The sequence below is a fragment of the Hyunsoonleella aestuarii genome, from assembly GCF_006148925.1.
In the GTDB taxonomy this organism is placed as follows: domain Bacteria; phylum Bacteroidota; class Bacteroidia; order Flavobacteriales; family Flavobacteriaceae; genus Algibacter_D; species Algibacter_D aestuarii.
In genome coordinates, this window is the sequence record NZ_VAWB01000001.1 from 454,521 (window position 1) to 472,271 (window position 17,751).

General features: G+C 34.1%; 19 protein-coding genes. 10 read left to right on the forward strand and 9 right to left on the reverse strand.

Annotation, left to right across the window (positions count from 1 at the left end; translation table 11 throughout):
• Positions 1 to 117: 117 nt before the first annotated feature.
• From FEF17_RS02235 to FEF17_RS02255, 5 genes are all read left to right on the forward strand, one after another.
• Complete coding sequence (locus FEF17_RS02235) at positions 118 to 1,089, forward strand: M23 family metallopeptidase (protein ID WP_139000730.1); 972 nt, start codon at positions 118 to 120, stop codon at positions 1,087 to 1,089.
• Positions 1,089 to 1,418 (forward strand): MerR family transcriptional regulator, encoded by a 330-nt coding sequence (locus FEF17_RS02240; protein WP_139000731.1) that lies wholly within the window; start codon positions 1,089 to 1,091, stop codon positions 1,416 to 1,418. The genes FEF17_RS02235 and FEF17_RS02240 overlap by 1 nt, the downstream gene beginning before the upstream one ends.
• Positions 1,419 to 1,523: 105 nt before the next feature.
• Entirely contained in the window at positions 1,524 to 2,126 is a 603-nt protein-coding gene (locus tag FEF17_RS02245) for a LemA family protein (RefSeq protein WP_139000732.1), read from the forward strand.
• A 6-nt stretch (positions 2,127 to 2,132) separates the two neighbouring features.
• Complete coding sequence (locus FEF17_RS02250) at positions 2,133 to 2,570, forward strand: TPM domain-containing protein (RefSeq protein ID WP_139000733.1); 438 nt, start codon at positions 2,133 to 2,135, stop codon at positions 2,568 to 2,570.
• Positions 2,570 to 3,373 carry a TPM domain-containing protein gene (locus FEF17_RS02255; protein WP_139000734.1) on the forward strand — a complete coding sequence of 268 codons (804 nt, stop codon included), beginning with the start codon at positions 2,570 to 2,572 and terminating at the stop codon, positions 3,371 to 3,373. Before FEF17_RS02250 ends, FEF17_RS02255 begins: the two co-directional genes overlap by 1 nt.
• A gap of 42 nt (positions 3,374 to 3,415) precedes the next feature.
• On the opposite strand, the gene der is transcribed toward FEF17_RS02255, so the two are convergent.
• Positions 3,416 to 4,720 (reverse strand): ribosome biogenesis GTPase Der, encoded by a 1,305-nt coding sequence (gene der / locus FEF17_RS02260; RefSeq protein WP_139000735.1) that lies wholly within the window; start codon positions 4,718 to 4,720, stop codon positions 3,416 to 3,418.
• Between the two features lie 174 nt (positions 4,721 to 4,894).
• Here der and FEF17_RS02265 point away from each other — a divergent pair, with 174 nt between their 5' ends.
• Both FEF17_RS02265 and FEF17_RS02270 read left to right on the forward strand, forming a co-directional pair.
• The gene (locus FEF17_RS02265) at positions 4,895 to 5,389 is read left to right on the forward strand and encodes a GTP-binding protein (RefSeq protein ID WP_139000736.1); all 495 of its coding nucleotides are present in this window, start codon (positions 4,895 to 4,897) and stop codon (positions 5,387 to 5,389) included.
• 44 nt (positions 5,390 to 5,433) lie between these two features.
• Positions 5,434 to 6,165, forward strand: a complete 732-nt coding sequence (locus FEF17_RS02270; protein ID WP_139000737.1) for an SIMPL domain-containing protein — start codon at positions 5,434 to 5,436, stop codon at positions 6,163 to 6,165.
• Positions 6,166 to 6,175: 10 nt separating this feature from the next.
• Here the strand turns inward: FEF17_RS02270 and era are convergent, their stop codons facing one another.
• The 3 genes from era to FEF17_RS02285 form a co-directional block, all read right to left on the reverse strand.
• Complete coding sequence (gene era, locus FEF17_RS02275; protein WP_139000738.1) at positions 6,176 to 7,054, reverse strand: GTPase Era; 879 nt, start codon at positions 7,052 to 7,054, stop codon at positions 6,176 to 6,178.
• 100 nt (positions 7,055 to 7,154) lie between these two features.
• Complete coding sequence (gene bamJ, locus FEF17_RS02280; RefSeq protein WP_349291587.1) at positions 7,155 to 7,910, reverse strand: BamJ family beta-barrel-assembly machinery protein; 756 nt, start codon at positions 7,908 to 7,910, stop codon at positions 7,155 to 7,157.
• A gap of 53 nt (positions 7,911 to 7,963) precedes the next feature.
• Positions 7,964 to 8,842 (reverse strand): LysR substrate-binding domain-containing protein, encoded by an 879-nt coding sequence (locus tag FEF17_RS02285; protein ID WP_139000740.1) that lies wholly within the window; start codon positions 8,840 to 8,842, stop codon positions 7,964 to 7,966.
• Positions 8,843 to 8,923: 81 nt separating this feature from the next.
• Here FEF17_RS02285 and hutH point away from each other — a divergent pair, with 81 nt between their 5' ends.
• From hutH to FEF17_RS02300, 3 genes are all read left to right on the forward strand, one after another.
• Positions 8,924 to 10,417, forward strand: a complete 1,494-nt coding sequence (gene hutH / locus FEF17_RS02290; protein ID WP_139000741.1) for a histidine ammonia-lyase — start codon at positions 8,924 to 8,926, stop codon at positions 10,415 to 10,417.
• A gap of 10 nt (positions 10,418 to 10,427) precedes the next feature.
• Positions 10,428 to 12,425, forward strand: coding sequence for a urocanate hydratase (gene hutU / locus FEF17_RS02295; protein WP_139000742.1), 1,998 nt, complete (start codon positions 10,428 to 10,430; stop codon positions 12,423 to 12,425).
• A 79-nt stretch (positions 12,426 to 12,504) separates the two neighbouring features.
• Positions 12,505 to 12,732, forward strand: coding sequence for a YgaP family membrane protein (locus FEF17_RS02300; protein ID WP_139000743.1), 228 nt, complete (start codon positions 12,505 to 12,507; stop codon positions 12,730 to 12,732).
• A gap of 71 nt (positions 12,733 to 12,803) precedes the next feature.
• On the opposite strand, the gene FEF17_RS02305 is transcribed toward FEF17_RS02300, so the two are convergent.
• From FEF17_RS02305 to FEF17_RS02325, 5 genes are all read right to left on the reverse strand, one after another.
• Positions 12,804 to 13,559, reverse strand: a complete 756-nt coding sequence (locus FEF17_RS02305) for an SDR family NAD(P)-dependent oxidoreductase (RefSeq protein ID WP_139000744.1) — start codon at positions 13,557 to 13,559, stop codon at positions 12,804 to 12,806.
• 37 nt (positions 13,560 to 13,596) lie between these two features.
• A complete protein-coding gene (locus FEF17_RS02310; protein ID WP_139000745.1) occupies positions 13,597 to 14,361 on the reverse strand; it encodes an SDR family NAD(P)-dependent oxidoreductase in 765 nt (254 codons plus the stop codon).
• 39 nt (positions 14,362 to 14,400) lie between these two features.
• Complete coding sequence (locus FEF17_RS02315; protein WP_139000746.1) at positions 14,401 to 15,678, reverse strand: MFS transporter; 1,278 nt, start codon at positions 15,676 to 15,678, stop codon at positions 14,401 to 14,403.
• 185 nt (positions 15,679 to 15,863) lie between these two features.
• The gene (locus FEF17_RS02320) at positions 15,864 to 16,574 is read right to left on the reverse strand and encodes a FadR/GntR family transcriptional regulator (protein WP_139000747.1); all 711 of its coding nucleotides are present in this window, start codon (positions 16,572 to 16,574) and stop codon (positions 15,864 to 15,866) included.
• 262 nt (positions 16,575 to 16,836) lie between these two features.
• Positions 16,837 to 17,748: a polysaccharide lyase family 7 protein gene (locus FEF17_RS02325; RefSeq protein ID WP_139000748.1), complete on the reverse strand. Its 912-nt coding sequence runs from the start codon at positions 17,746 to 17,748 to the stop codon at positions 16,837 to 16,839.
• Positions 17,749 to 17,751: the final 3 nt, after the last annotated feature.

Below are 17,751 nucleotides of genomic sequence, written 5' to 3' on the forward strand. Positions count from 1 at the left end.
ATATTTGAACTTTATGATTTAGTTTTGCTAAAAATATTTTGTAGGTTTGTTCGTTTGCATGTATAATGCAGCGTTAACCTGTCTGAATTTAGATGCAAAAATAGCATAAATTAGGTAATGAGTAAGGTAAAATATTATTACGATCCAGAATCGCTTTCTTACAGAAAAATAGAGCGCAAAAAAAGGACTACCTTAAAGTATGCCTCTATGTTTATTATTGCCTCTGCTTTATTTGGTTTTGTATTTGTTTTTATCTCCAGTCAGTATATCGAATCTCCCAAAGAAAAAGCTTTAAAACGTGAGTTGCAGAATATGCAACTTCAATACAGTCTGCTTAATAAAAAAATGGATCATGCCGAAGCTGTTTTGGAAAATATTGAAGACCGAGACAATAATATTTACCGTGTTTATTTTGAAGCAAACCCTATTCCTGAAGAACAACGAAAGGCTGGTTTTGGTGGTATAAATAGATACAAAGATTTAGAAGGTTACGACAATTCTAAATTAATTGTTGAAAGTAGTAAACGCTTGGATATACTTCAGAAACAAATTGTCGTGCAATCTCGCTCGTTAGACGAAATTGCCAAACTAGCTGAAGAAAAAGAAAAGTTATTGGCTGCCATTCCGGCTATTCAGCCTGTAAATAATAAAGATTTATCGAGAATGGCATCTGGTTATGGTATGCGATCTGATCCTTTTACCAAAGCTAGAAAAATGCATTGGGGTATGGATTTTACAGCACCTAGAGGCACACCTGTTTACGCCTCTGGAGATGGTATTGTAACGCGTGCAGATGCGGGTGCAACTGGCTATGGCCGTCATATTAGAATTGATCATGGCTACGGTTATGTGAGTCTTTATGCCCATTTATATAAGTACAATGTAAAGAAAAACCAAAGAGTGAAGCGTGGCGACTTAATAGGCTTTGTTGGTAGTACAGGTCGTTCTCAAGCACCTCATTTACATTATGAGATTTTTAAAGATGGGCAGCGTATTAACCCAATAAACTTTTATTACGGCAGTTTAACAGCCGAGGAATTTGCAGAACTTTTAGAGGACGCATCAGTGGAAAATCAATCTTTAGATTAATGTATATTGAACTCCCAGATAAACGATATTATGGCATTGGCGAGGTAGCCAAAGCATTTTGTGTTAAAACTTCTTTAATTCGGTTTTGGGAAAAAGAGTTTGATGTATTAAAACCGAAGAAAAATGCTAAAGGGAATCGAAAATTTACCCCAGAAGATGTAAAAAACCTTAAATTCATTTACCACTTGGTAAAAGAAAGAGGGTTTACTCTAGAAGGTGCCAAAACCCAATTAAAAGAAGAAAAGAAGCAAGCGCTCAATAATTTTGAAATTATAAGTAAACTAGAGGGTATTAAGGGTCAACTTATCAAGATAAAGGAACATCTTTAGAGTTATATCACATTCATTTTTTTGTAAAAAACACTTAATTTTAGTAACAATTATTAAATTTTTGTGTCTTACAATTAAAACAAAAACATCTTTAAATACTATATCATGAAGAAATTTTTACCATGGATTATTATCGGAATATTAGTTGTAGGAAGTTATTCTTGGACTAAAGGGTTCAATAATACAGCTGTTAAATTAGATGAAGCTGTTAAAGAAGGATGGGGAAATGTACAAACCTCCTATCAACGTAGAAATGATTTGATTGGTAATCTAGTAAATACGGTAAAAAGTGCTGCTAATTTTGAAAAGAGCACTTTGGAAGCTGTTATAAATGCCCGTGCAAAAGCAACCTCTATTACTATTGATCCTTCAAAAGTTACTACTGAACAATTAGCTCAATATAATCAAGTTCAAGGAGGACTAAGTGGTGCTCTGAAAAGTTTATTAGTTACAGTTGAAAGGTATCCCGAACTTAAGGCCAATCAGAATTTTTTAAAATTACAGGATGAATTAACTAGTACCGAAAATACGATACAAACAGCTAGAACAAGATTTAACGAATCTGTAAGGCCGTACAACAATCATGTTAGACAATTTCCAGGCAATATTCTTGCAGGTATTTTAAACTTTGATGAAAAGCCATATTTCGATGCTGAATCAGGAGCAGACAAACCTGTTGAAGTTGAAGAAATGAATTTTAACAACTAGAATAAAATGTCTAAAATTGAAGATTTCCTATCTACGTTAGAAGAACAGGAAATTGTTGGAGCTATTCGTAAAGCAGAGCAAAACACTTCTGGCGAAATAAGAGTGCATATTGAAACCACTGCAAACGGTGATGCGACAAACAGAGCATTAGAGGTTTTTTATTTCCTTAAAATGGAAAACACAAAATCCCAGAATGGTGTGTTAATTTACGTCGCTGTTGAAGATAAATCATTCGTGATTTATGGCGACAAAGGAATCAATGATGTTATTTCTGAAGGTTTTTGGGAAAGCACCAAGAATATGATTCAATCTCATTTTAAAAAAGGTAATTTTAAACAAGGCTTAGTAGATGGTATTTTGATGTCTGGACGACAACTAAAAAAATATTTTCCCTATACAACCACAGATGATAACGAGCTCTCCGACGAAATTTCTAAAGGCTAATGCAAAAAATAAAACTTACACTTCTTTTTATTTTACTAAGCTTTGGATTTAACTTATCCGTTTTTGGACAATTCGATGTTCCAAAAAAACCTAAATTTCAAACTAGTGTTTATGACTATGTTAATCTTTTGCATTCTTTACAAAAAGACAATTTAGAAAGAAAACTTATTAAGTATTCAGATACAACAGCTACTCAAATTGTTGTGGCTATTATTAATACTACAAATGGCGAAAACATTGGTTTATTAGCCCCTCGATGGGCACATGAATGGGGCGTTGGGCAAGAAAAAGAGGATAATGGCGTTTTTATTTTGCTTGCAAAAAAAGATAGAAAAATATGGATTTCCCCTGGTTATGGTGTTGAACATAAATTAACAGCAGGTATTACAGGTGAACTGATTAGAAATATAATTATTCCCGAATTTAAAAAAGGAAACTATTATAGCGGATTAGACAAAGGAAGTGATGCTATTTTTAAAGTTTTAAATGGAGAATATCAAGTCTCCCGAAAATCTAAAGAAAATGATTTCCCTGCGGGTCTCTTTTTAATCTTTATTATCATTTTTATTATTATTATAATATCCCTTTCTAAAGGTAAACGTGGAGGTGGAAAAGGCGGGAATAGAGGAAAAAGAACCAATGGCACTAGTATTTTGGATGCTATTATATTAAGTAACATGGGGCGTTCATCCAGTAGTGGTTGGGGAAGTAGTTCTGGTCGTGGCTGGTCTTCTGGCGGTGGTTTTGGAGGAGGCTTTGGTGGTGGTGGCTTCTCCGGTGGTGGCGCTGGAGGAAGTTGGTAATAAAAATAGTCATATTATTTTATTTCCTTTACCAAAACAACTCTATTTCTTCCTCATATAAACACTAACTGGAACGCCATTAAAGTTAAAATGTTCGCGAAGTTTGTTCTCTAAAAAGCGTTTATAAGGGTCTTTGATATACTGTGGCAAATTACAGAAAAAGGCAAACTGCGGTTGTGGTGTTGGCAATTGCATGATATACTTAATTTTTACAAATTTACCCTTAAATGCTGGTGGTGGATAGTTTTCAATTATTGGCAGCAACACATCGTTTAACTGACTTGTTTTTATTTTTTTAGTGCGGTTTTTATAAACCTCAACAGCGGTTTCAATAGCTTTAAAAATACGTTGTTTTGTCAGTGCCGAAATAAAAATAACTGGAACATCTGTAAAAGGTTCCATTTGTTTTTTTATAGCTTTTTCATATTCTTTTACCGACTTATGATCTTTTTCAACTAAATCCCATTTGTTCACTAAAACTACAATCCCTTTTCTATTGCGTTCGGCTAACCAAAAAATATTCTGCACTTGACCATCAAAACCGCGGTTGGCGTCTAAAACCAACAGACAAACATCAGCATGTTCTATAGCTCTAACGCTTCTCATTACAGAGTAAAACTCTAAATTCTCCTTTACTTTAGATTTTCGTCTAATTCCTGCTGTGTCAACCAAATTAAATTCAAAACCAAAACGATTGTATTTTGTATCAATGGAGTCTCTTGTAGTACCCGCAATATCAGTTACAATATATCTTTCTTCACCAATTAAAGCATTAATAAAAGAGGACTTTCCAGCGTTTGGACGACCAACCACGGCAAAACGAGGCAAGTCTTCTTCAATTACATCTTCCTTTTCTGGCAAAGCGTCTACCAAGGCATCTAATAACTCGCCCGTACCACTTCCATTTATACTGGCAATAGTAAAGTATTCTCCTAAGCCTAAAGCATAAAACTCAACAGCATCCTCGGCTCGCTTTCCATTATCAACTTTATTAACAACTAAAAACACGGGTTTACTAACCTTTCGCAGTAAATTGGCAACATCCTCGTCCATGCCAGTAACCCCAGTTTCAACATCCACCATAAAAATAATAGCGTCAGCCTCATCTATAGCTAGCTCGACTTGTTTGTCAATTTCTGCCTCAAAAACATCATCACTCCCTAGAACATAGCCCCCTGTATCAATAAGAGAAAACTCTTTACCATTCCAATCACTTTTACCATAATGCCTATCTCTTGTTACACCACTTACGGCATCAACAATGGCTTCTCGTCTTTGAATCAACCTATTAAAAAAAGTTGATTTTCCAACGTTTGGTCTACCTACAATGGCTACAATATTGCTCATAATTAATTAATTTACTTGAAGCTAAAGTGGTTAAATCACTTAACCATTAAACTATTTCAAATATTTTGCAAAAATAGGAAATATACACGATGCAAAACCTTTTTTAAGTAAAGATTGATAAAGTTTAAAATATGAACAAAAAATAGTAATTTAATAGACGTAAACAATTACCCCATGACCACTAAAAATGACATTGTTTTAAGACCACGATTTAAAATGGAAATAAACGAGAATAACGAATCCATATTGAAACGATTTGAGGCTACTAGAAATGATAAGTCTGAATTTATTACAACGCGAGTCGACAATCATATTTTTATTAAATTTCCAAAAGAAAAACAACACTTCTGGTCACCACAACTACATTTGGAAATAGATTATGCTGAAGAAGGCTCTAGCTTGCTTCATGGATTATATGGACCAAATCCAACCGTTTGGACCATGTTTATGTTCTTGCATTTTATGGTTGCTGGATTATTTATTGCATTTGGCATTTGGGCCTATACAAACTGGAGGTTAAATACTGAATTTGCAGTACAATTAAGTATTATGTTTTTAATGATTTTAATTTGGTTTGTTCTTTATTTTGCAGGTAGAATTGGAAGAGATACGAGTAAGAAAGACATGTTTATGTTAAGAGATTTCATGAATAAAACTCTAAAAAGTTAAATTGCTCGTATATAAATTATAATCCCATTTAAAAACATACATCCATGAAAAAAAACATTAGTGCCATAATCTTTGGTATTTCAATAGTAATTGCTGCTTATTTATTAGGACATGCTGTGATAAATAGAAACAACCCTCAGGGAATTATTTCTGTTACGGGTTTAGGAAAAGCAGATTTCACATCAGATTTAATAGTTTGGGAAGGCTCGTTTTCTAAAACTAGCTCAAACCTTCAAGATGCATGTTTAGGCTTAGAAAAAGATAAGAGCATAATTACGGCATATTTACTTAATAAAGGCATTGATGAAAATAAAATTGTATTTAATGCTGTAAAAAGCAGAGAAAATAACAAAGCTCGATACAGTAATGACGGCAATTATATAGGCGAAGACTTTTTAGGCTATGTGTTAACGCAATCTTTAAAGGTGGAATCCAAAGAAGTTGAAAAAGTAGAAACAATTTCTAGGGAGATTACGGAACTTTTAAATAAAGGAATTCAATTCTATTCACAACCTCCAAGATACTATTATACAAAATTAGCCGATCTTAAAATTGAAATGATTTCTAAAGCCACCGCTGATGCACATGCGAGAGCCGAAAAAATTGCTGAAAATTCTGGCGCGAAATTACACGATCTTATTTCTGCAAAAATGGGAATCTTCCAAATTACTGGCCAAAACTCTAACGAAAGCTATTCTTGGGGCGGAACTTATAATACAGCATCAAAAGAAAAAACAGCCTCAATTACTATGAAGTTGAATTATGAGGTGGATTAAATAATATTATTTAATTGTAACCAAAACGTTTTAACTGCTTCTGATTACTTCGCCAGTTCTTGTTGACCTTCACATATAACTCCAAATGAATTTGTTTTCCGAAGAACTGTTCTAAATCTTTTCTAGCCTCTACACCTACTCGTTTAAGTGCACTTCCTTTATGCCCAATAATGATACCTTTTTGAGTTTCGCGCTCTACCATAATAACAGATCGTACTCTAATAATTTTTTCTTCTTCAAAAAACTCTTCGGTATCTACTTCAACTGCATAAGGAATTTCTTTTTTATAATGAAGCAAGATTTTCTCCCTAATAGTTTCGTTAATAAAAAAACGCTCTGGCTTATCCGTTAATTGATCTTTGGGATAGAAGGGTGGAGATTGTGGCAATAAATCGATTATACGATTAAAAACTTCCTTAACATTAAATCCTTGCAAAGCTGAAACCGGAAAAATTTCGGCATTAGGTACTTTTTCACTCCAAAGCTGTACTTGTTCCTCCAATTGTTCTTGATTGGATTGATCAATTTTGTTTAATAGTAGTAATACTGGAATTTTTGAACTTGTTATTTTTTTGAAAAAAGCCTCATCTTTTAATGCTTGTTCTCCAATTTCAACCATATAAATAAGCACATCGGCATCTTCGAAGGCCGACTTAACAAAACCCATCATAGATTCTTGAAGTTCATATGCAGGCTTGATAATTCCAGGAGTATCGCTTAGCACAACTTGAAAATCATCACCATTTACAATCCCTAAGATTCTATGTCTAGTGGTTTGTGCCTTAGAGGTAATGATGGATAACTTCTCCCCAACAAAAGCATTCATTAGTGTAGACTTTCCCACATTAGGATTTCCTATAATATTTACAAAACCAGCTTTATGATTCATAAACTCATTAATTTAAGTGCAAAGTTACAACCTTTTTAAACTAAAAAAGCAGGAAGTAAATCTTCCTGCCTTTTTAATTATTTATGTGGAGTAAATTTAATTACTCTTCTATTTCTAACAATTCTACTTCAAAAATCAGAGCATCAAAAGGCTTAATTTTACCACCTCTAGGTGTAGCTCCATATGCTAGGTCCTGTGGAATAAAGAATTTATATTTAGAACCTACATTCATAAGTTGTAAACCTTCAGTCCATCCTTTTATAACCTGTCCAACACCAAAAGTAGAAGGCTCTCCTCTATCTACAGAACTATCAAAAACAGTTCCGTCGATTAAGGTACCATGGTAATGTACTTTCACTCTAGATGTTGCAGTTGGCTTCTCACCCTCCCCTTCTTTAAGAACAATATATTGTAAACCACTTGCTGTAGTTTCTACACCTTCCTTCGTACTGTTTTCCTCTAAAAAAGTTTCACTAGCCAATTTACCTTCGGCGTGTTCTGCTTCTGCTTTTCTTGCAGCCGCTTCTTGTTGCTTCTTCATGATTTTCTCACGATTCTTTTGAAAGTAAGATTTTACCAGTCCTTGAGCTAAAGTTTTATCAATTAAAACATCAGCAGAATCAAGTGTGTTTAAATAACCTTCCATGAATAAATCGTTATTGATTTCATCAAAACTCATTTGTACATTTCTTCCAACGTCCATACCAATGGCATAACTAACAGAATCAATCTCAGTTTTCAACGCGTCTTTAGTTACTGCTTTTTTATTGCACGATACAAAAATCGTAGCCACTAATACAATACTTAATAATTTAATTGCCTTCATTCTTTTGTAGTTTTTTTTTAATGATGCCAAAAGTAGGGAATTTAAATGCAGAATAAAAGTATGTTAACAGCCTATTTAGATTTCTATAAATGTTTTAAGAACTCTTTTAGCATGGGGTTTCTATTTTTTTGATTCCAGATAACAGACAAAGCTGTTTTTTGACTAATTTTTTTTAATTCAATAAATTTTATACCATCCTCATTCTCGGATTGTAAAGACTTTGGAACAATCGATATCCCAAAATTGTTTTTAACTAACTTAAAAATAGAAGTCGCATGAATCGTATTGTGAGTCACTATAGGTGTAAACCCAGATTCATCAAATATCTGCATCACTTTTTCGTAATAACTCGCACTATAGTTAGGGTCAAACAAAATAAATGATTCATTTTTAAGCTGTTTTAACGCTTTAAAATTGTATTTAGAAATTACATGATTTTTTGGTAAAACCAAACAGAAATTCTCCGTAAGAACTGTTTTTGAATGAACACCTTTAGGCACACGCTCCATTCTTACAAAACCAATATCTATATCTCCCGAAAGTATGTTATCTATTTGTCTTTGATTATCCATCTCCATTAAGCTAAACAAGGCTTTTGGATTTTCGTTTCTAAATTTAAGCAAAGAGTTTGGTATAATGTTTTGCATTGCCGAACCCACATAACCAAACCTTAAATCACCAACAATACCTTTTTCTAAAAGCTGTGCATGACTTAATATTTGATCCAAATTCTGCAAATTTCTTTTTATTTCAGACTGAAGATAAACACCTACTTTAGTGAGCTTCACTCTCCTAGTATTTCTTTCGAATAATTGCACTCCCAAATCATCTTCCATTTGTTTAATTTGTCTACTTAATCCAGGTTGGGAAATGAAAAGTTTTTCTGCTGCTTTTCTGAAGTGCAAGTTTTCTGCAACAGCTAGAAAGTATCGCAAATGTCTGAATTCTAATTGATAACTCATAGTTATTAATAATTGAGTAAAATAGTCTTACTTTGAATCAAAAATACAGATAACTTTGTTAAGTTCAAACTATTCAAGAAAATGGCATTTAGATACGGATTTGACAAATTAACTGTAAATAAAGCAATTGCAATTGCCGAAGGAAAATTAAGCACTTTAATTCCTAAAGAAACTATTAATAGAGTTAATGAATCCAGAAAAAAAGTTGAAACCATTGCAACTCGTGATAAAGCTGTTTATGGGATAAATACGGGTTTTGGCCCATTATGTGATGTGCAAATTACGCCAGAAGAAACCAATAAATTACAAGAAAATTTATTAATCACTCATGCTGTTGGTGTTGGTCATCCTATAGACAAGAAATTATCAAAAATCATGATGATTTGTAAAGTACATGCACTATGTCAAGGATTTTCTGGCGTACGATTAGAGCTCATTCAACGAATTTTATATTTTATTAATAATGATTTACTACCTGTAGTGCCGGAACAAGGTTCGGTGGGAGCATCTGGGGACCTAGCACCTCTATCTCATTTATTTTTACCATTATTAGGCGAAGGTGAGTTTTGGATAAATGACACTATTTCTCCGGCTAGGAAGGTGTTAAAAAAGCATAACCTAAAACCTTTACAACTGCAAGCTAAGGAAGGACTGGGCCTAATAAATGGTACACAATTCATTCTTGCTCATTCAATTGTTGGCCTAAATAAAATGAATTATCTGCTCGACTTAGCAGATGTGGCCGGTGCCATGAGTATTGAAGGATATAAAGGTAGTGCGTCTCCGTTTAAAAAAGCACTTCATACAATTAGACCGTTTAAGGGGAACTTGAAAGTCTCTAAACGTATGCGTTTGCTTTTTAAAAACTCTCAAAATATAATGTCCCATGAAAATTGCGAACGTGTGCAAGATCCTTACTCCATGCGTTGTATTCCGCAAGTGCATGGCGCATCAAGAAACGCTTATTATCATTTAAAAAGGTTAACTGAAATAGAAATGAATTCGGTTACTGACAACCCTATTGTTTTAAGTGATACCGAAGCTATTTCTGGTGGAAACTTTCATGGACAACCCCTAGCCATGGCAATAGATTATGCTTCAATAGCCGCATCTGAGTTGGGAAATATTTCTGACAGACGATGTTATTTACTAATTGAAGGAAAATATGGTTTACCTCGTTTACTAACAACTGGTGGAGGACTCAATTCAGGATTTATGATACCTCAATATACAACTGCTTCACTAGTTACCGAGAACAAATCTTTATGCTTCCCGCCCTCTGCAGATAGTATACCAACTTCGCTGGGACAAGAAGATCATGTATCCATGGGTAGTATTTCGGGGAGAAAATTTAACCAGATTTTGGAAAATATCGAAAAAATTCTAGCAATAGAACTAATGTACGCTGCCCAAGCTATGGAGTTTAGAAGACCAAATAGGTTTTCAGATTTACAAGAAAAAAACCATAAAATTATTCGAGACAACGTAAAAAAACTTGAAGAGGACAGACTTTTGAAGGATGATATTACAGCAATGATTACTCTTGTTAAAACCAAGTCATTTATAGTAAAATAAGTATTGAATCATGACATTTAAAGAACAAATACTTGAAGGCATTCCAAAAGAATTACCAGAAAAAAAGCCTTATCCAAAAAATATTAATAGCGCTCCAAAAAGAAAAGACATTCTGTCTATCGAAGAAAAGCAACTTGCTATTCGAAACGCTTTAAGGTACTTCCCAAAAAAATGGCATGCTATTTTGGCTAATGAATTTGCTCAAGAATTAAAAGATTATGGCCGAATTTATATGTATCGTTTTAAACCGGATTATAAATTTTATGCTAGACCAATAGAATCTTATCCTGCAAATTCATTACAAGCAGCAGCCATTATGCACATGATTCAAAACAATCTGGATCCTGCGGTTGCCCAACACCCCGAAGAGTTAATTACTTATGGTGGAAATGGCAGTGTTTTTCAGAATTGGGCTCAATACCTCATCACCATGCAGTATTTAGCCACCATGACTAATGAACAAACGCTGCATATGTATTCTGGGCACCCTATGGGCTTATTTCCTTCTTCAAAAAATGCACCACGGGTTGTCGTAACAAATGGTATGATGATTCCAAATTATTCCCAACCTGATGATTGGGAAAAATTTAATGCCTTGGGTGTTACTCAGTACGGACAAATGACGGCTGGTTCTTTTATGTATATTGGTCCGCAAGGTATTGTTCATGGGACGACAATTACAGTATTAAATGCCTTTAGAAGAATCCTGACAAAAGGTGAAAATCCCGCAGGTAAAATATTTTTAACTGCTGGATTAGGCGGTATGAGTGGCGCACAACCCAAAGCAGGTAATATTGCAGGGTGTATTACTGTATGCGCGGAGATAAACCCTAAAGCTGCCATAAAAAGACATGAACAAGGCTGGGTTGATGTTTTAATTAATGATATGGATGAATTGGTTATTCGTGTTAAAAAAGCACAAGCTGAAAATGAAATAGTGTCCATTGCATTTATTGGCAACGTAGTAGATGTATGGGAACGTTTTGATAAAGAAAATATATTTATACATCTTGGTTCCGATCAAACCTCTTTGCACATTCCATGGACAGGAGGCTATTATCCGGTCGATGTTTCTTTCGATGATGCCAACAAACTAATACGAGAAAATCCAAAAAGTTTCAAAGAGAAAGTAAAGGAATCTTTAATAAGGCATGCGGCTTCCATAAATAATCATACAGCAAAAGGCACATACTTTTTCGACTATGGCAATGCTTTTTTACTAGAAGCATCCCGCGCTGGAGCGTGTGTTATGGCTCCAAACAAAATTGACTTTAAATACCCATCCTATGTCCAAGATATATTAGGGCCTATGTGTTTTGACTATGGTTTTGGCCCTTTCAGATGGGTATGCATTTCTGGCAAGTCTGAAGATTTAGACAAGACTGATGCCATTGCCGCAAATGTTCTAAAAAGTATCATGAAAACTGCCCCTATTGAGATAAAATTACAAATGATAGACAACATTACTTGGATTGAAAATGCAAAATCCAATAAAATGGTTGTAGGATCTCAAGCCCGTATTCTATATGCCGATGCTGAAGGAAGAATTAAAATTGCTCAAGCTTTTAATAATGCAATAGCTGATGGCAACATTGGACCGGTTGTTTTGGGAAGAGATCATCATGATGTAAGCGGCACAGATTCTCCCTTTCGTGAAACTTCAAACATATACGATGGGAGCAAATTTACAGCGGACATGGCCATACATAATGTTATAGGTGATAGCTTTAGAGGCGCAACATGGGTTTCTATTCACAACGGTGGTGGTGTAGGTTGGGGCGAAGTTATAAACGGTGGTTTTGGAATGGTTCTCGACGGCTCAATTGAAGCCGAAGAACGTTTGAAAAATATGCTATTTTATGACGTTAATAATGGTATTTCTAGAAGAAGTTGGGCTAGGAATGAAGAAGCTCTATTTGCTATTAAAAGAGAAATGGCACGAACGCCTAATTTAAACGTTACTCTACCTAATTTCGTAGATAATAATACGTTAGAAAACTTGTTTTAAATTATGTATTGAAACAAATTAAAAAGATTTGCGTAATTTTAAGAATTATCCATATTGATAATAATTAAAACTATTTTCTATGGCAACCAATCACACACACACCAAAATTAGATTACATGATGCTATTGTTGGTGTTCTTTATGGACTAAGTATTATTCTTGCAGCAACTGTTAATTTACAATGGCTATATTTAGCCGGAGCTGTAGCTGTACTTCAAATTATTAGTCCAATTACTAAATTTTGTCCAGTTTATTTTGTTCTTAACAAAATTATGCCAGACTCAGAACCCATTCAGAATGGGAAATAATTAAACAATTTCGATCAAAAAAATAACCTTAAGAAACTTTCATAAGGTTATTTTTTTAAATTAATTATAAATCAACTAAAGACTAAACCGCCATTTATATCCACATTATTTCCTGTCATGAATGATGCTTCATCCGTAGCTAAATAAGCCACCAAATCTGCAACTTCTTCAGGCTTTCCTTCTCTTCTTAAAGGCGTGCCAGAAGCTACTTTAAATCGAACTTCGTCTTTTGTGAAATCGTCATGGAATTTTGTCCCTATTAACCCCGGACACACAGCATTTACTCTAATTCCTTTAGGTCCTAATTCTTTCGCCATCGCTTTTGTAAAAGTAGATACGGATCCCTTAGAAGAACTGTATAAAGAAGACCCACCTCCGCCACCATCTCTAGCTGCTTGGGATGATAGATTTATAATTGAAGCTCCCTTTCCCATTAATGGTTCAAATGCCTGCGTAACGAAAACTGTAGACTTGAAATTAACACCCATCACTAAATCAAAAAATGGCTCATCCAACTGTTGAAGTGTTTTGCGTGCGAAAAGACCTCCTGCATTATTGACTAAAATATCCACTTTATCTCCAAAAGCCGCAATTACTTTTGTTTTTAAACTCTTAATTTCATCAAGATTAGAAACATCAGCCTTAACAGCAATGGCATCTCCTCCTAAGGATTTTATGGTCTCTACAGTCTCCATAGCATCAGATTCAGAATTGTAATAGTTAACAACTACTTTAGCTCCTTCCTCAGCCAACTTAATAGAAATTGCGCGACCAATATCCCTAGATCCTCCTGTAACTACGGCCAACTTACCTTCTAATCTCTTCAATTTTTATTTAGATAACTATAAATGTGTGTAATTTAAATTATATACCTAACCCTTGACCTCCTCCTATTTGTATAGTTTCTGCGGTAATAAATGAGGCATCTTTACTTGCTAGAAAAGAGACCACACCGGCAACCTCCTCTGGTTGTCCTAATCTTCCTAACATTATATTATTTTTCCAAGAAGCAAAAACTTCAGGTTTGGTAGATTTAATTTGTTTATGAAAATCAGTATCAATTGTACCAGGTGATACAGCATTAACTCTAATACCATATTCCGCCAAATCCTTCGCTAATGCCCTAGTTATTGTATGCACGGCGGCCTTAGATGTTCCATAAATTCCAGCTCCTGGTCCACCAGCATTCCAACCTGCATTGGATGTATAATTTATTATAGAAGCATTATCACTTTTTTTAAGAAAAGGAATAGCTGCTCTTGAAGCAAAAAATGTAGAATCCAAGTTAAGTGCCATCACAAATCTGTAAAATTCTGTGGTCATATCTTCAAACCTAGATCTTCCACCTAATCCTCCTGCATTGTTTACAAGAACATCAATTTTACCATACTTTTCTCCTATTTTATTAATATTTGAAGTTACAGCATCTTCATTTGTAACATCAAAACCATAATATTCTGAATTTATTCCTTGTGCTATAAGCTCCTCAACTCTTTTAGCACCGGCTTCATCTTCGATACCATTTAAAATTACAGTGTATCCATCTTTGCCTAATCTTTTAGCTACTTGGAAACCAATACCACCAGTAGCACCTGTAATAACTGCTACTTTTATTTCTGAATTACTCATATTCTTTAAATTTATTCTTTACGTTATACTTGTTTTTTATTAATTATGCTCAACTGGTTTAATCTTTTTGATCAACATAAATATTGATAACACTGCCATAGGAGCCAAAACAGCAATTACTATAAAAGCAGGTGTATATGACACTGATGCTATTTTCGGTATTAGCGAATTCATTATAATTACGGAAACTGCAGCTACCGTTCCTGCCAATCCTGCCAATGTTCCAACTGATGGGCCTTTTAGTAAATCGCTTGAAATGGTCTGGATATTCCCAATGGCGAATTGAAAACCAAAAAGAACAACACTAACTATATATATAAATGTCATAGGGTTTTCTTCTGTTACCAAGAAAATGATACCAAGTAATCCGAGGAAAATTAAAACACAACCAATCACAATTGTAATCTTTCTAGCCGCATCGACCGATTTTCTCTCCATTAACTTGCCTGAATACCAGCCTCCAACGATACTACCTGCCATACCTCCTAAATATGATATCCAAATAGTGGAACCTATTTCTTCTATGCTAAATCCAAATTTAGAATTTAAGTATAAAGGCATCCAACCTACAAATAGCCACCAAATAGGTTCTATAAAGAATCTAGACGCTAACACACCCCAAGATTCTTTATAACTTAATATTTTGGCTACACTTAATCCTTTTTCTTTTTTTACCTCAGTAGATTTTATTACTTCAATTCTACTGTTCATAATAAGATTTCTTTCTTCATCAGTAATCCAAGGATGAGATTCTGGTGTTGTTTTGTTTATAAATAACCACGGAATTACCCAAAGTAAACCAACCGCACCTATAATAATAAAGGTTGTTCTCCAACCAAAATGACCATATAAAAAAGCTATTAATATGGGTGCAATTACACTTCCCAATGAAGCACCAGCATTAAAAATGCCCTGTGCGATAGCTCGTTCATTAACAGGAAACCATTCCCCGTTACTTTTAACAGCCCCTGGCCAGTTACCAGCTTCCCCTAACCCTAACAATGCTCTAAAAAGCGTTAAAGAAAATAACCCACGAGCAAAAGCATGAAATATAGATGCAACAGACCAAACAACAATAGATACGGTAAAGCCTAAACGCGTCCCAATTATATCATATAATTTACCTGACAAAAATTTACCTAAGGCATAGGTTATCATAAAGACATTAAGCATTACTGCATAATCTGACTCATCCATACCTAGGTCTTTGCCCATCTCTGGCCACATAACCCCAAAAGCGGTTCTATCTATATAATTAATAACCGTGGCAAGACAAATTAATGTAATAATCCACCAACGTAAGCCCTTAATTTTCATCTGTTTCGTTTATTAGTATTAAACAATAAGGAGTCCTAAAACTGACAATTGCCATTCCGGAAAAGGTAATATCTACCATTTTGAATGTAACATGAATATAGTCTGACTATATTGCGTAGTACACTCCCCTCCTAATTATGTATATTCAAAAAATGAGAGCGTGCAATCTCATTTTTAAAATAATTTTATGCCGATTTACTGTTATAACAATATTGATATAAAACACTAAAATGATCTTTCATTTTCTGTTTTGCTAAATCAGGGTTTTGGCTCTCAATTGCTTTATAAATTTCAGTATGTTCCTTTATTCCTAAAACTGCCTGATTTTTATCGCAAACATGGTACTTTTCGAAATTGATAATAATCTGTGGTGTTATGGTAAGCATGAAAGTATTCATGGTACTATTACCACTTGCTTTTGCAATGGCTAAATGAAATAACAAATCTTCTTGTACAGCATCTTCCCCAGATTTTACTTTCCTTTCATAAGCATCTAACGCTTCTTTTATTAGTTTTAAATCCTCTTTTGTACGTCTTAAAGAAGCTAGCCTAACTGTTTTTAGCTCTAATAAAATTCTTGTTTCAACTAATGATTTAAAGCTTGGTGACTCTAATCTTAAAATATCGTCAATCATTCCATTCATGGCAACTACACCAATGTTTGCAACAAAAGTTCCACTTTGAGGAATTGATTTTAATATGCCATAAAATTCTAGTTTTTGTATAGCTTCCCTAACATTACTTCTACTTACTTCAAATTTATCAGATAACATTCTTTCTGAAGGAAGTTTGTCACCCGGTTCAAGGTTTTTATAGTTTATTAATTCCTTAATCTTCCTGATTATTGAATTTTGGATTTCCTGATTGTCACTTACAGTACGTACCTCTAATTTCATATACTAAAATTTATTGACCTGAATAATTGCTATTGCAAATTCTATACAATGATTCCTCTAATTATTAATCTATTTCCTTTTATTGTTAATCTCATAACTCGTGCAAATTGGTTAACCAAACAATATGGCTAAATGTAAGAAAATCTGATTGAACATTCAATTATAATATTATGGATAAACTTTACTGGCCATTTCTGACCAGTAAAATCTAACAACTAAACTAACTCAAACTAATCTATTAATCATTCTTATAATTTACTATTTAATGCGATATTTCTAATTCGTAATATTTAACTTTTGTCGAGGCTCCTTCATCTCTAGTGACCAAATAATTCCCAGCTTTAAAATAATTTTCAAAAACATTCCATTTTTGTATGTGAATATCATTATAGACCTTCGATTCATTATCGTTAAGTACAACTTCCATACGTCCTTCTTCCACCTTCACCTCTAATTTAAACTTGTCAAAACCAACATATTCATTAAAAGTATGACCTTCATCATCACCCCAAGCATCAGTACGTAAAATGTCCGTTTCAGAAGCATTCAAATCTTTTAATTCTTTAGTCTTTACTCTAACATATCCATAAGTCCAATAAATCTTTAACATTGGAGGCGCGTTATTATCATTTGCACCTATTAAATCGCGCTGTGCGTTGGAAAGGCGACCATGTATTTGCATTACTATAGCTCTATGATACTTTCCTTGACTATCTTTAGTGGCTTCACTCATTTGGAGTACTCCTTTCATATTACCACCTTGACTAAATGTCCAATTCGTACTATTACTTCCAGGGACAATTTGCTCTCTTAATTCTGTTCTTGAATATGAAGAATTTGGAGTTGAGGATCCTGGATAGGTATAAAACACTAAAGCCCCATTAATAGAATCATTATACATGAAAGTTTTTAATGTCTCATTTGTTGCGTAATTTAATATTTCTGGAGGCACCACTTCTGAAGGGTTTCCAATGGGCAAAGTAACTTTCCAATTACTCAAATTTATATTTGGTAATTTATAGGTTATTTCACCACTTGAGTTGCTGTCATCATTGTCATTGTCAGGAATAACAACCACTTCATCTGGAATACCCTCTGAGGCATCCTCACTACTCTGGCAACCTATAAAAGCGATACCAAAAATGAAAACGAAAGCAAATTTCGTATAATTCATTAT

What these genes read in the sequence shown, in the direction of transcription:
- FEF17_RS02235 (WP_139000730.1), top strand. Translation starts at nt 118, where the DNA reads ATGAGTAAGGTAAAATATTATTACGATCCAGAATCGCTTTCTTACAGA.
- FEF17_RS02240 (WP_139000731.1), top strand. Translation starts at nt 1,089, where the DNA reads ATGTATATTGAACTCCCAGATAAACGATATTATGGCATTGGCGAGGTA.
- FEF17_RS02245 (WP_139000732.1), top strand. Translation starts at nt 1,524, where the DNA reads ATGAAGAAATTTTTACCATGGATTATTATCGGAATATTAGTTGTAGGA.
- FEF17_RS02250 (WP_139000733.1), top strand. Translation starts at nt 2,133, where the DNA reads ATGTCTAAAATTGAAGATTTCCTATCTACGTTAGAAGAACAGGAAATT.
- FEF17_RS02255 (WP_139000734.1), top strand. Translation starts at nt 2,570, where the DNA reads ATGCAAAAAATAAAACTTACACTTCTTTTTATTTTACTAAGCTTTGGA.
- der (WP_139000735.1), bottom strand. Translation starts at nt 4,720, where the DNA reads ATGAGCAATATTGTAGCCATTGTAGGTAGACCAAACGTTGGAAAATCA.
- FEF17_RS02265 (WP_139000736.1), top strand. Translation starts at nt 4,895, where the DNA reads ATGACCACTAAAAATGACATTGTTTTAAGACCACGATTTAAAATGGAA.
- FEF17_RS02270 (WP_139000737.1), top strand. Translation starts at nt 5,434, where the DNA reads ATGAAAAAAAACATTAGTGCCATAATCTTTGGTATTTCAATAGTAATT.
- era (WP_139000738.1), bottom strand. Translation starts at nt 7,054, where the DNA reads ATGAATCATAAAGCTGGTTTTGTAAATATTATAGGAAATCCTAATGTG.
- FEF17_RS02285 (WP_139000740.1), bottom strand. Translation starts at nt 8,842, where the DNA reads ATGAGTTATCAATTAGAATTCAGACATTTGCGATACTTTCTAGCTGTT.
- hutH (WP_139000741.1), top strand. Translation starts at nt 8,924, where the DNA reads ATGGCATTTAGATACGGATTTGACAAATTAACTGTAAATAAAGCAATT.
- hutU (WP_139000742.1), top strand. Translation starts at nt 10,428, where the DNA reads ATGACATTTAAAGAACAAATACTTGAAGGCATTCCAAAAGAATTACCA.
- FEF17_RS02300 (WP_139000743.1), top strand. Translation starts at nt 12,505, where the DNA reads ATGGCAACCAATCACACACACACCAAAATTAGATTACATGATGCTATT.
- FEF17_RS02310 (WP_139000745.1), bottom strand. Translation starts at nt 14,361, where the DNA reads ATGAGTAATTCAGAAATAAAAGTAGCAGTTATTACAGGTGCTACTGGT.
- FEF17_RS02315 (WP_139000746.1), bottom strand. Translation starts at nt 15,678, where the DNA reads ATGAAAATTAAGGGCTTACGTTGGTGGATTATTACATTAATTTGTCTT.
- FEF17_RS02320 (WP_139000747.1), bottom strand. Translation starts at nt 16,574, where the DNA reads ATGAAATTAGAGGTACGTACTGTAAGTGACAATCAGGAAATCCAAAAT.
- FEF17_RS02325 (WP_139000748.1), bottom strand. Translation starts at nt 17,748, where the DNA reads ATGAATTATACGAAATTTGCTTTCGTTTTCATTTTTGGTATCGCTTTT.